The sequence below is a fragment of the Azospirillum sp. genome (genome assembly GCF_035628975.1).
Classification (GTDB): domain Bacteria; phylum Pseudomonadota; class Alphaproteobacteria; order Azospirillales; family Azospirillaceae; genus Azospirillum.
The window spans coordinates 53,839-66,578 of the sequence record NZ_DASPIS010000031.1 but is presented as its reverse complement, the minus strand read 5'-3'; the positions used below and the strand labels follow the sequence as shown (position 1 = coordinate 66,578).

9 protein-coding genes are annotated in these 12,740 nt (G+C 71.1%); 1 reads left to right on the top strand and 8 read right to left on the bottom strand.

All coding sequences use genetic code 11. The features are described 5' to 3' along the window. Window positions 1–4: 4 nt before the first annotated feature. Window positions 5–1,303 (bottom strand): adenosylhomocysteinase, encoded by a 1,299-nt coding sequence (gene ahcY / locus VD964_RS06585; protein ID WP_324866794.1) that lies wholly within the window; start codon window positions 1,301–1,303, stop codon window positions 5–7. Between the two features lie 220 nt (window positions 1,304–1,523). Here ahcY and VD964_RS06580 point away from each other — a divergent pair, with 220 nt between their 5' ends. Further along, window positions 1,524–2,615 (top strand): PA0069 family radical SAM protein, encoded by a 1,092-nt coding sequence (locus VD964_RS06580; protein ID WP_324866792.1) that lies wholly within the window; start codon window positions 1,524–1,526, stop codon window positions 2,613–2,615. 3 nt (window positions 2,616–2,618) lie between these two features. Here the strand turns inward: VD964_RS06580 and VD964_RS06575 are convergent, their stop codons facing one another. The 7 genes from VD964_RS06575 to VD964_RS06545 form a co-directional block, all read right to left on the bottom strand. Next, window positions 2,619–2,855 (bottom strand): hypothetical protein, encoded by a 237-nt coding sequence (locus tag VD964_RS06575; RefSeq protein ID WP_324866790.1) that lies wholly within the window; start codon window positions 2,853–2,855, stop codon window positions 2,619–2,621. 102 nt (window positions 2,856–2,957) lie between these two features. Then, window positions 2,958–4,241: an MFS transporter gene (locus VD964_RS06570; RefSeq protein ID WP_324866787.1), complete on the bottom strand. Its 1,284-nt coding sequence runs from the start codon at window positions 4,239–4,241 to the stop codon at window positions 2,958–2,960. Then, the gene (locus tag VD964_RS06565; protein WP_324866785.1) at window positions 4,238–5,896 is read right to left on the bottom strand and encodes a protein arginine N-methyltransferase; all 1,659 of its coding nucleotides are present in this window, start codon (window positions 5,894–5,896) and stop codon (window positions 4,238–4,240) included. The genes VD964_RS06570 and VD964_RS06565 overlap by 4 nt, the downstream gene beginning before the upstream one ends. 115 nt (window positions 5,897–6,011) lie before the next feature. Then, window positions 6,012–6,683: a type VI secretion system-associated protein TagF gene (gene tagF / locus VD964_RS06560; RefSeq protein ID WP_324866783.1), complete on the bottom strand. Its 672-nt coding sequence runs from the start codon at window positions 6,681–6,683 to the stop codon at window positions 6,012–6,014. Next, a complete protein-coding gene (tssM, locus tag VD964_RS06555; RefSeq protein WP_324866780.1) occupies window positions 6,680–8,773 on the bottom strand; it encodes a type VI secretion system membrane subunit TssM in 2,094 nt (697 codons plus the stop codon). The genes tagF and tssM overlap by 4 nt, the downstream gene beginning before the upstream one ends. A 10-nt stretch (window positions 8,774–8,783) precedes the next feature. After that, window positions 8,784–10,022 carry a type IVB secretion system protein IcmH/DotU gene (icmH, locus tag VD964_RS06550; protein WP_324866778.1) on the bottom strand — a complete coding sequence of 413 codons (1,239 nt, stop codon included), beginning with the start codon at window positions 10,020–10,022 and terminating at the stop codon, window positions 8,784–8,786. A gap of 228 nt (window positions 10,023–10,250) precedes the next feature. Beyond that, on the bottom strand, window positions 10,251–12,668 hold the full coding sequence (locus VD964_RS06545; protein WP_324866776.1) for a penicillin-binding protein 1A: 2,418 nt from the start codon (window positions 12,666–12,668) through the stop codon (window positions 10,251–10,253). Between the last annotated feature and the right edge of the window lie 72 nt (window positions 12,669–12,740).

Sequence of the window (12,740 nt, the reverse complement as noted above, 5' to 3'; positions counted from 1 at the left end):
CCGCTTAGTAGCGGTAGTGGTCCGGCTTGTACGGGCCGGCGGTCGGCACGCTGATGTAGGCGGCCTGCTTGTCGGTCAGGGTGGTCAGCTTGGCGCCGATCTTCTCCAGATGCAGGCGGGCGACCTTCTCGTCCAGGTGCTTGGGCAGGACGTAGACCTTGTTCTCGTAGTTGGCGGCGTTGGTCCACAGCTCGATCTGGGCCAGCACCTGATTGGTGAAGCTGGCGCTCATCACGAAGCTGGGGTGGCCGGTGGCGCAGCCCAGATTGACCAGACGGCCCTGGGCCAGCACGATCAGGCGCTTGCCGTCGGGGAACACGACCTCGTCGACCTGCGGCTTCACCTCTTCCCAGACCAGATTGCGCAGGGCGTCGATCTGGATCTCGCTGTCGAAGTGGCCGATGTTGCAGACGATGGCGCGGTCCTTCATGGCCCGCATGTGGTCGATCGTGATGACGTCGACGTTGCCGGTCGCCGTGACGAAGATGTCGCCCTGCGGAGCGGCATCTTCCATCGTCACGACCTGATAGCCTTCCATGGCGGCCTGCAGGGCGTTGATCGGGTCGATCTCCGTCACCAGAACGCGGGCACCCTGCGAGCGCAGGCTGGCGGCCGAGCCCTTGCCCACGTCGCCATAGCCGGCGACCACGGCGACCTTGCCGGCGACCATGACGTCGGTGGCGCGCTTGATGCCGTCGACCAGCGACTCGCGGCAGCCGTAGAGGTTGTCGAACTTCGACTTGGTGACGCTGTCGTTCACGTTGATGGCCGGAACCTTCAGCGTGCCCTTCTTCATCATCTCATACAGGCGATGCACGCCGGTGGTGGTCTCTTCCGACAGGCCGCGGACGCCGTCCAGCATCTCCGGATACTTGTCGTGCATGATCTGGGTGACGTCGCCGCCATCGTCCAGGATCATGTTCGGGGTCCAGCCATCGGGGCCGCGCAGGGTCTGCTCGATGCACCACCAGAACTCCTCCTCCGTCTCGCCCTTCCAGGCGAAGACCGGGATGCCGGCGGCGGCGATGGCGGCGGCGGCCTGGTCCTGGGTGGAGAAGATGTTGCAGGACGACCAGCGCACGGTGGCGCCGAGCGCGGTCAGCGTCTCGATCAGCACGGCGGTCTGGATGGTCATGTGCAGGCAGCCGACGATGCGGGCGCCGGCCAGCGGCTTGGCGTCGCCGAACTCGGACCGCAGGGCCATCAGGCCCGGCATCTCGGTCTCGGCGATGGTGATCTCCTTGCGGCCCCAGCTCGCGAGGCTGATGTCCTTGACCTTGTAGTCCGTGAATTCGGCGGCCATGAGGGATGACTCCTGGTGGGCGGTGACGGTTCGGGCAGCGGAGATTCAGGCGCGCCGGATCCCCGGCCCTGCCGCTGTAATTGGCGAAGGGTGTATCAGCGGTTCCGGAACCATGCAAGCATAAAGATATCTTTATGTTTGCTGGGTATGTTCACCGAAGCAAGCACCGATAGCGTTTTGTTCGCTTTACGTTCTAATCGGCCGCGGCTAAGCTGCCGGCATGGATGAGATCAAGCGACCGCCGATCAAGGGCCGGGGTGCGGTGAGCAATGCCACCGGCCGCTTCGAGCGCGAGACCCGCGTCCTGACCGACGACGGCTGGACCGGCTACGCGTCGGGCGGGAACGAGGCGCTGCCCGATCCGGTGCGCACCACCGTCTCCCCGGCCTCGGCCAAGTCGATCATCGCCCGCAACCAGTCGCCCGACGTCGCCTTCGACCAGTCGGTGAACCCGTACCAGGGCTGTGAGCACGCCTGCATCTACTGCTTCGCCCGGCCGACCCATGCCTATCTGAACCTGTCGCCGGGGCTGGATTTCGAGACGAAGCTGTTCGCCAAGCGCAACGCGGCGGAGCTGCTGGCGAAGGAGCTGCGGGCGAAATCCTATGTGTGCCAACCGCTGGCCTTGGGCGCCAACACCGATGCCTACCAGCCGGTCGAGCGGACGGAGGGCATCACCCGGCGTGTGCTGGAGGTCTGCCGCGACTTCAACCAGCCGGTCAGCATCATCACCAAATCGGCGCTGGTCCTGCGCGACCTCGACATCCTGGTGCCGATGGCGGCGAGCGGATTGGCCTCGGTGGCGATCTCCGTCACCACGCTGGACCGCGACCTCGCCCGCGTGATGGAGCCGCGGGCCAGCACCCCGCCGCGCCGGCTGGAGGCCATCCGCACCCTGGCGGAAGCCGGTGTTCCGGTGGCGGTGCTCGCCAGCCCGATGATCCCGGCGCTGAACGACCACGAGTTGGAGGCGATCCTGGAAGCGGCGGCCGGCGCAGGGGCGAGTGCGGCCAGCTACATCCTGCTGCGTCTGCCGCTGGAGATCGCCGCCCTGTTCGAGGAGTGGTTGCGCACCCACGTCCCCAACCGCGCCGACCGCGTGCTGAGCCTGATGCGGCAGAGCCGCGACGGCGCGCTGTACCGCTCCGGCTTCGGCACGCGGATGAAGGGTACCGGTCCCTACGCCGAGCTCCTGCGCCACCGCTTCAAGCTGGCCTGCCGGAAGCATGGGCTGGGCGATCGGAACTGGAAGCTCGACTGCAGCCGCTTCCGGGTGCCGCCGGCCGCCGGGGACCAGCTGTCGTTGTTGTGACCGTCAGGAGCGGCGGGGCATCTTGCCCCAGGGCGACAGCGGGTCGGCCGATTTGGAAACGGCTGAATTGGAAACGGCGGACAGCGGAAGGCGGCCGGTCGCCAGCATCGCCATCACCAGCGCGGGATGGGCCGGGCCGGCGGTGTCGTGGCCGGCATGATCGGCCTGCCCGGTGCCGGCGTCGTCGTTGAGCGCCTCGTTGATGCGGGCGAAGGCTTCGATATCGTTGATGTGCAGCATGGTCCGTACCCCTCGGCTTCGACTTTTGTGCGTCGCAGCAAAAACGAAGGTAACAGCTCTGCCCTCGAATGATCTCATGTGCGGCGCTTTGACGCGGCCTTTTTAACGGGCCGGTTCGCGAACCGCCAGCATAAGCCCGAATCCGATCACGAAGAAAGCGAGAACCGTCGCCATGCCGACGCGCTGGCTGGCGAAGGCCTGGGTCGCCAGCCCGAACAGCAGCGGTCCGAAGAAGCCGGCGAAGCGTCCGGTCAGGCTGTAGAGCCCGAACATCTCGCCCGCCATGCCCGGCGGGGCCAGCCGCGCCATCATCGACCGCCCGGCCGCCTGGGCCGGTCCGAAGAACAGTCCCAGACCCAGCGCGAAGACCCAGAACCACAGCCGGTCCGTCGCCAGCAGCAGCGGCACGCTGCAGAACGACATGCCGGCCAGCGCGATCAGGATCACCCGCTTGGCCCCCGCCCGGTCGTCCATCCAGGCGAAGCCGATGGCTCCCGCCCCCGCCACCACGTTCAGCACGATGGCGAAGACCAGGATCTCCTCGAAACTCATGCCGAAGGTGCCGGCGGCGTAGATGCCACCGAAGGCGGTGATGGTGTTGATGCCGTCGCGATAGAAGGCGCTGGCGATCAGGAAGCGCATCACCTGGCGGTAGCGCCGGGCCTCGCGCAACGTGGCGACCAGCGTCGCCACCCCCTCCCGTGCCGCACGCAATAGGCCCTGCCCGGTGGAGGGTTCGTCCGGCACCCATAGGAAATAAGGCAGAGCGAAGACGCCGTACCACACCGCGGCCAACAGCGCTGTGGCGCGGATATTGGCCTGCTCACCCCAATCCGCCCATTGCAGTCCGAAGAGACCGAACAGCGGGGCCGGCGCCTGGACGAAGCCGACCAGCGCCAGGACGAGGCAGGTCAGCCCGCCGAAATAACCGATGCCCCAACCCCAGCCCGACACCCGGCCCAGCAGCCGCGGCGGCACCAGCCCCGGCAGGGTGGCGTTGTAGAAGACGTTCGCCAGTTCGAACGACACCGTGGCGATCACCACGCAGATGAGCGCGAAGGCGGCATCGGCCGGATCGGGCCTGACCCACCAGAGCGCCACGGTGAAGGCCACGGTCAGCCCTGTGAACAGCGCCATCCAGGGCTTGCGCCGCCCCGCCCGGTCGGCGATGGCGCCCAGGACCGGGCTGAGCAGCGCTATGGCGACGCCCGCCGCGGTCATGGCGGCACCCCAGCGCGCGGTTCCCTCCACCGGGTCGCCGACCACGCCGCGGGCGAAATAGACCGAGAAGACGAAGGTGGTGATGATGGTGTTGTAGGCGGAGTTCGCCCAGTCGTAGAGACACCAGGACGCGATGGCGCGTCTGGAGGGGGCGATCTCGCTCAAACGCCCTCACCCCCCATCAACCCGTCGATCCCGAAGGAGATCTGGTTGTTGTCGTAGCGGGCGACGATGCGCAGGCGGTCGCCGGCCGACAGGGCGATCGGCTTTTCCAGGAAGGTCATCGCCTGCTTCCAGTGGTTGGTGCGGGCGCGGCTTTCCGACTTGTAGACCACCTCGTCGTCCATGAAGAGGTCGAACCAGAAGGCGACGCCGTGACAGGTGCCGGCGGTGACGATGGTCACGTCGATCACCCGCTCGCCCTCCTCCGGCATGTTGCGGGTGAAGTCGAAATCCAGCGCGGTGAAGGGCTTGGACAGCGGCGTATGGGCGTCGGCGCCGAGGTCGATCTGCTGGTAGCCGGGGGAGCGGAAGACGTCGAAGCTGCCCATGTCGAAGCCGTCGATGGTCTCCACCGGGTTGATGCGGGCCAGTTCCGGCGTCTCCACCAGCACAGCGTAGACGGTGGAGGCGCGCGGGATGATGGCGCCGCCCGGCTTCACCAGATGGGTGCGGGCATGCTGCAGCACCGACAGCATGCGCGGGGCCAGCATGCCGATGTTGATCAGCTCCGACACGAAGACGTCGGCCTTCTCCGGCAGGTCGCCGCCCTCCCCCACCGTCAGCTGGGTGGACAGGCGCGGCACCACGTCGATGCGGTCGGCATAGCCGTTGCGCGCCACCGTTTCCTTGGCGACGCGGGCCAGGATCGGGTTGACCTCGCAGGTCACCACCTTCTTCGCGCCTGCGCGCGCCGCCATCATGGCGACGATGCCGGAGCCGGTGCCGATCTCCAGCACCAGCTGACCGGGCTTCACCGCCCGTTCCAGCGACTGCTTGTAGGCCTCGTTGCGCTCGAAATCGTTGATCATCGGCAGGTGCCAGCCGGGCACCGCGTTGGAATAGATCAGCCGGCGGGTGAACTTCACCATCGGGTGGTCGGGCGCCTGCTCGCGCGCCGCCTCGATCACCTCGATGGCTTCCGCCGCGCGGTCCAGGCTCTGCAGAACATGGGCGAGCCCGACCTGGGCCGGGACGAAGCGCGGGGCGGCGGCCAGCACGACGCGGAACTCCGCTTCCGCCTCCGCCAGCCGGCCGCGGGTGGAGAGCAGTTCGGCCAGGCTGTAGTGGACGTCGAGATAGTCGGGGGCCTGCTCCAGCGCGATGCGGAAATGCTGCTCCGCCTCCTCCAGCTCGCCCAGCTCGCGCAGGGTGGCGGCGAGGAAATGGTGCATCTCCGGCGACTCGGGCCGGAGGTCCAGCGCGGTGCGGAAGCAGTCCGCCGCCTCTTCCAGCCTCGTCTGCACCTTCAGGGCGTTGCCGAGATTGCCGTGCAGTTCCGGCAGGCGCGTGTTGATGGCGAGGCCGGCGCGGAAGGACTCCTCCGCCTCCGCCGCACGGCCCTGCTGGAAGAGCAGGCTGCCGCGGCTGTTGTGGAAGGACGGGTCGTTGCCGTTCTCCGCGATGGCCTGGGCGAACAGGGTCAGCGCATAGTCGGGATGGTCGGTGTGGGCGGCGACCAGCCCCAGCAGATGCAGCGCCTGGGCATTGTGCGGATCCGTCGCCAGGATCGCCCGGCAGACCTCCTCCGCCCCCGCCAGATCGTTGCTGCGGAAACGCTTGGCCGCTTCGATCAGGGTCGGGGCGGGGGTGTCGGTCATCGCTGCGGCTCCAGGGGACGGCGGAAACACGAAAAGATCGCCGCACCATACCGGGAATTGCCGCTCCGCTACAGCCTTTCGATCCGGGGCGTTGGACCCGGGATGCACACTCCCCCTACCCCTCGCCGGCATTCTCCCAGCCCCAGCGGTCCCAGGCGCCGTCGAGGAAGGCGGTCAGGCGCGGGCCGGCGGGGAGGCCGGAACAGGACAGCAGCGACGGGGCGACGCGGCCGGCGCCGCGGGTCCACCACAGGCTGGCATCCTCACCCAGAGGTCCGGACAGCCGGTTCAGCAGGGCGCGGGTGGCGGGGCTGACGCGCTCCGGCTCCGGACGGCCGAGGATGGCGAGGCGGGCCGGCAGCCCCTCCACGTCGGCACCGGCGCGGCAGGCGTCCGCCGCCAGCGCTTCGGCACGGGACAGCCACGCGGCACAGGCGGCGGGGGCGTCGGCGATATCGAAGCCGGCGGGCAGGCCGGCGGCGATGGTGAAAGGATAAGGGCGGCCGACCCGGTCGGCGCTGGGCATCCACACCCCCACCAGCGGGGCGGCGCCGCACAGGCCGGCGGATAGGGCGAAGCGCCAGACCGGACCTTGAGCGAACAGCGGGTCCCACTCGCCGCCCAGCCGCCGCCCGGCCTCGCCCAAGGCGGCCGACAGCCAGCGGTCCCAGGGGCCGAGAACCGCCGCCGGCAGGCCGTGGCCGACGAAATCGCCGCGCGCCGGAACCTTGCCGTGGAAGCCCATCACCGGATCGGCGCCGCGCGGCGTGCCGAACGATCCCATCATGGCGGCGCGGCCCGATCGTTTTGAGGCGTGGGCTGGACCATGGGCGGGGCTATCGGATGGGAAGCGGATTGGGCCAGCACCTCCTCGACACGGGCGACCAGCGCCTCGTCGGGCGGGACGGGGGCGAAGCCGACGGCGAACAGGGCGGCCAGATGGTCGCCCAGCGCGCGGCGGCGTGCCTCGTTGGCCGGGCCGGGCAGCGTGCGCTGCCAGTCCAGCGCCACCCATTCCGCCAGCGCGCCGGCATCCATCGGCTCCGCCCCGCCGACCATGCGGTAGATGCGCAGGGTCCGGCGCAGCTGGTCGGGCAAGGCCCAGTCGGCGCGCAGCCGCTCCTCCAGCCGCAGGGCGATGCGGGCGAGGAATTGGGTGCGCAGGGCGCGGCGGTAGACCTCCTGCGCCGGGCCGGCGATGCGCCCGCCCTGATACAGGCCGCCGGCCAGCGCGGGCTCGGCCCAGCCGTGCGCCGCGTCGAAGGCCAGCGGCAGGGCGCGCAGGGCGTCCAGCGCCGGCAGGATCGCCGCCGGGTCGGCGTCGTCGACGCGGATCAGGAAGCGCGGCGGCGTGTCGAGCGGGCGCAGCGCCGCCTCCACCGCCGCGGCCCCGGCATCGGCGCGCTCCAGCAGGGCGGCGTTGCCGCGGGCGCTGACCAGCCACCAGCCGCCGACCAGAAGGCCGAGCATCAGCGCGGCGGCGGCGGACAGCGCGCTCCGGCGGCGGCGGGCGCGCTCCACCGCCCGGTCGATCCGGGCGAGGTTGGCCTCGGGGAAGACCACGTCGGGCAGCAGGCGGTCGAGGAAATAGGTGGAGGCGCCGGCGGCCGGATCGGGCTCCAGCAGGGCGAGCGCGCCGCCGGTCTGGGTGGCGCTGGTCAGGTAGAGGCCGCGCAGACGGGGTGTCTCCTCCCCATGTTCGGAGCCGAAGACGGTGTCGACGATGTCGGCCAGCGCCGGTTCCAGCTCCGCCACGCGCAACGGCAGGGCAAAGGCGTCGCCGCGGCGGCGGAGGTCCGGTTCCTGGTGCAGCCGGTCGAGCAGCCGTTCGTCCAGCCGCCGCACCAGCCCGGCATAGAGATCGTGGAACACCGGCAACGGTCCGGCGGCTGATGCGGGGTCCGGCTCGTCCGCCGGCAGCGTCAGTCCCCAGACTTGGGAACGCGCCTCGCGGTCCAGCGGATCGAAGAAGGTGGTGAAGCCGTCCAGCAGGTCGGCCTTGGTCAGCAGCAGATAGACCGGCAGCCGCAAGCCCAGCTGCACGCGCAACTCGTTCAGGCGCTGGCGGATCAGGATGGCGTGGTTGCGCCGCTCCGCCTCGTCCCAGGCGGCGAGGTCCGGCAGGCTCAGCGTCAGCAGGACGCCGTTGGCGGGCTGGAGCGGCCGATGCTCCTTCAGCAGGTCGAGCAGGCCGGACCACACCCGCCCGTCCACCGCGCGCCGGCTGTCCTGGGTGGTGTAGCGGCCGGCGGTGTCGATCAGAACGGCGCGGTCGGTAAACCACCAGTCGCAGTTGCGTGTGCCGGCCAGCCCCGCCAGCGGCCCCGCCAGCGACGCCGCCACGCCATCGTCCGCCGCGGTGGCGCCCAGCCCGGCATTCGTCAGCGCCGTGGTCTTGCCCGAACCGGGAGCGCCGATCACCAGATACCAGGGCAGCTGGTAGAGATAGCGGCCGCCGCGCCGCTTGCGCAGCCGCGCCAGCACCGCGTCCATCCGCTTGCGGACCGTGGCGATCTCTTCCAGCGAGGCCTTCAACTCCGGGTCGCGGGTGGCGGCCAGCGCTTGCAGCAGGCGGGCGTTGGCGGCGCGCTCGCGGGCATCGATGCGGCGGTTGACCGCCACCCAGCCGGCCAGCGCCAGGACGAGCGGCAGCAGCCGGACGCTCCAGTCGGCCTGGACGGTCGGCAGCAGATGGGGAGCCAGCGCCGCGGCCAGCCGCGGCAGCAGCAGCCAGCCGGCCAGCCCCAGCGCCAGCACGCCGGTCAGCGACAGCGCCCAGCGGGTGCGGGCGGAGCGGTGCGGCGACGGAACGGCGGCTGGCTTGCGGCGGCGCTTGGGCGGTTTGGCGCCTGCCTTTGCGGGACGGGGATCGGCCATGGCGGGCGCCCTATTGCGGATAGAGGCGGATGTCGATCCGCCGGTTGGCGTCGCGACCGGCGGGCGTGTCGTTCAGGGCGACGGGCTCCTGGTCGCCATGGCCCTCGGCCGACAGGCGGGTGGGGGCGATGCTGCGCTCAAGCAGCTTGCGCACGGCGTCGGCGCGGGCCTCGGTCAGGGTCCGGGCGGTGGGCAGCCGGCCTGTGGCCGGGGTCTGGTCGTCGGTGTGGGCGACCACCAGGACGCTGCCGGGCTCCGCCGCCAGGGTCTGGCCCACCCGTTCCACGATGGCGCGGTGGCGGGCCTTCACCGCCTCGCTGCCGGTGGCGAACATCGCCGCCGCGGGGATGCGGATCACCAGGGCGCCGTCCTCCCCCGCCAGGACCTCGACGGCGCCGATGCGGATTTCCGGGGCGAGCTGGCCGGTGATGCGGGCGATCAGGGCGGGACCGGCGGTGGGCGGCGGCGGCGGAACCATCCGCGCGATCTCGATCGGGCGGTCGGGCAGCAATGCTTCGATGCGTGCCGCCACCGGCTCCGCCTGCCGGTCGAGGGCGCCGGCGAGATGGACATAGAGGCCGGACAGGCCCAGCGCCACCGCCGCCCACAGGATCCAGCCGGGCAAGGCAGCGCCCAGGGTGATGCCCAGTGGGCGGAACGGCTCCGCCACCCCGGCCCAGGCCGGCGACAGATCCGCCGCCACGTCGCCGCGGGCGCGGCGCAGGATGCGGTACAGCTCGTCGCGCAGGCGGGCGAGGTCATGGGCGCCGCCGGGCTTGTCGCGGAACCGCCCCTCGAAGCCCAGGGACAGGCAGGCGTAGAACAGCTCCAGCGCGTGGCGGTGACGGCGCGGGTCGCCCAGCATGCCGTCGAGCAGGTCGAAGAAGCGCACCCCGGCACCGGGCTCCGCGACCGAGGCTCCGCCATGGCCGGCGGCGCGGGCGACATCGTCCAGCGTGGCGGCCAGCGCGACACGGGCGGCGGCGATGTCGTCCGGGTCGAGGCCGGCGAGGGCGGCTTCGCGGTCGAACCGCTCCAGCGCCGCGGCGGCGGCAGAGCGCGGGGAGTCGGCAAGAGCACGGTCGCGCAAGCTCCCGGCCAGCGCCAGCACCGGGGCGGCGACGGTCAGCAGGGGGTTGAGGGAGTCGCGGGGACGGGGGCGCAGGGGCGGATTGGTGGCGTCTCGGATGGGCGGAGGCGCGGCCTCCACCAGCAATTCCGCTCCGCCCGCTCTTTCTTCCGCCTTCATGTCTCGTCCGCTGTGGGGGAAATTCGGGGGAGGTATAGCAGCGTCGGGGCGGTGGGGGGAACCTGGGGGTAGGGCGCCGGCTGCGGTTGCCCCCTCCCCATCCCTCCCCCCTCGGTCGGCCGAAGGCCGATCCGATCGCGGGAGAGGGTGCCTTGTGCGAAGCGGCGGCAGTCCCCTCCACCTCGAAGAGGGGGAGGGTTAGGGAGGGGGCAACCGCAGCCAGCTCCCCTACCGCACCCCGCTGTTGCTGTAGTCGTACTGCACCCGCGGCGCGGTGGCGGGGGTGCCGGCGATCTTTTCGATCAGGGAGCCGATGCCGCCCGACCTCGGCTCGGCGGAGGCGACCGGGACGCCGCCCTGCGGCACCGCACCGGGCGGCGGGCTCCAGGCGGGGGCGCCGTCCAGGCCGGGGAGCGGTCGGGCGGGCTTGCCGGCGTGGGCGTCCATCATGAAGTCGCGCCACAGCTTGGCCGGCAGGCTGCCGCCGGTGACCTTCTTCATCGCGTCGTTGTTGTCGTTGCCCAGCCACACCCCGGCGACCAGATCGGCGGTGAAGCCGACGAACCAGGCGTCGTGATAGTCCTGGGTGGTGCCGGACTTGGCCGCCGCCGGGCGGTTCAGCCGGGCGCTGCGGCCGGTGCCGTAATCCAGCACGCCGCCCATCATCTGGGTCAGCTGCACCGCATGGGCGGGATCGACCACCGCCCCGCCGCCGCCGCCCTGGCGCCGGTACAGCACGATGCCGTCGCGGCTCTTGATCTCGGTGATGGCGTAGGCCCAGACCGGGGCGCCGCGATTGGCGATGCCGGCATAGGCGCGCACCAGTTCCAGCGGCGTCACCTCGCTGGTGCCGAGCGCCAGCGACAGGTCGCGGGTCAGCGGCGAGGCGATGCCGAGGTTCGACGCGATGCGCCGCACCCGGTCGGTGCCGACCCGGTCGATCAGCCGCGCCGTCGCCGTGTTGGACGAATGGGCCAGCGCCGCGGCCAGCGTGACGGTGCCGCGATACTTGCCGTCATAGTTGCCGGGGCTCCAGGTGCCGAGCTGGACCGGCGCATCCTCGATCGCGCTGTCGGGCGACCAGCCGGCCTCCAGCGCCGCCAGATAGACGAAGGGCTTGAAGGCGGAGCCCGGCTGGCGCATCGCCTGGGTGGCGCGGTTGAATTCGCTGCTGTCGTAATCGCGGCCGCCGACCAGCGCGCGCACCGCGCCGTCGGGGCTCATGGCGACCAGCGCGCCCTGGCGGACATTGGCGGCGGCACCGGGGCCGGCGAGCAGGGCCTCCATCCGCTGTTCGGCGGCGCGCTGCATCTTCAGGTCCAGCGTGGTGCGAACGATCACGTCGCCATGGTCGGGACCGGCGAAGCCCGACACCAGATCGGTCACCCAGTCCGCGAAATAGCGGCCGTCGCCGCCCGGCTTTCGCTTGGGCGAGGGCTTGGCGGCGCGCGCCGCCTCATATTGCGCCTGGGTGAGGTAGCCGGCGTCCAGCATCGCCGCCATCACCACCCGCGCCCGTTCCGCCGACTCGTCGGGGTTGGAACTGGGGGCGTAGCGGGACGGCGCCTTAAGCAGGCCGGCCAGGACCGCCGATTCGCGAACGTCGACCTCGGTCGCCGGCTTGCCGAAATAGGTGCGGGCGGCGGCGTCCACCCCGAAGGTGCCGGCGCCGAGATAGACCCGATTCAGGTAGGCGGTGAGGATCTGGTCCTTGGTGAAGCGGCTCTCCAGCCACAGCGCCAGCATCGCCTCCTGGATCTTGCGCTTCAGCGACTTCTCCGGCGTCAGGAACAGGTTCTTGGCCAGCTGCTGGGTGATGGTCGACCCGCCCTGCACCGCCCGGCCGGAGCGCCAGTTGACGTAGACGGCACGCGCCAGACCCAGTGGGTCGATGCCGAAATGGCCGTAGAAGCGGCGGTCCTCGATCGCCAGCACGGCATCGACCAGATGCGGCGGCAAGTCGCGCACGCTGAGCGTCGTGCCGTGCAGGTCGCCGAAGCGGGCGAACTCCGTCCCGTCGGCGGCCAGCACGGTGATCGAAGCGCGGCGTTCGAACTGCGCCACCTTGGAGATGTCCGGCAGGTCGAGCGCGAACCAGGCCAGCACCATGCCGAGGGCGATGCCGCACCAGATGGCGGCGACCAGCCCCCCCTGCACAAGCCGCCTGCCCCACCCCCCGCCCTTGCGGGGAGGCTGCGGCGCCCGGCCGGGACGCCCGGCGGGCGGGGCCGGCGGCTGCGGCGGCTGTGCGCCGCCGGACCGGTGGGCGGACGGCTTGGACGAGCGGAGCTTAGACGAGCGGAGCTTGGGCGCGCTGAGCTTGGGCAAGGAGATCCTTGGCAAGGTGAAGGACGGCAGCGTGAAGGACGGCAGATTGAAGAGGGGCAGCCCGGACCGGCGGCGCGGCCGCTGGACCGGCTTGTAGGGCGTCGGCGGCGGGGCGGCCGAGGGCGGCGGCGCCTTGCGGCGCGGCTTTCCGCGGACGAGCGACGCCAGCGCGGCGGACGCGATGTTGCGGGCGATACCGCCAGCCGACAGCTTGTCGAGCGGCGACGGGTCGTCGCGGGTGCGGACAGGGCGGGGGCCGGCATAAAGCTGACCCGTCCGGTGCTGCTCCGTCATGTGGTCCGGTCGGTCGGCGGTCACGGCGTGCTCGCAAAGCCCAGTAAGGTCGGTGTCATGCCAAGGGGAACGTCCCCCGCAAAGGTCCTCATACGC

Coding starts and splice junctions, on each gene's coding strand:
- ahcY (WP_324866794.1), bottom strand. CDS start 1,303: ATGGCCGCCGAATTCACGGACTACAAGGTCAAGGACATCAGCCTCGCG.
- tssM (WP_324866780.1), bottom strand. CDS start 8,773: ATGGCCGATCCCCGTCCCGCAAAGGCAGGCGCCAAACCGCCCAAGCGC.
- VD964_RS06565 (WP_324866785.1), bottom strand. CDS start 5,896: ATGACCGACACCCCCGCCCCGACCCTGATCGAAGCGGCCAAGCGTTTC.
- VD964_RS06580 (WP_324866792.1), top strand. CDS start 1,524: ATGGATGAGATCAAGCGACCGCCGATCAAGGGCCGGGGTGCGGTGAGC.
- tagF (WP_324866783.1), bottom strand. CDS start 6,683: ATGATGGGATCGTTCGGCACGCCGCGCGGCGCCGATCCGGTGATGGGC.
- icmH (WP_324866778.1), bottom strand. CDS start 10,022: ATGAAGGCGGAAGAAAGAGCGGGCGGAGCGGAATTGCTGGTGGAGGCC.
- VD964_RS06575 (WP_324866790.1), bottom strand. CDS start 2,855: ATGCTGCACATCAACGATATCGAAGCCTTCGCCCGCATCAACGAGGCG.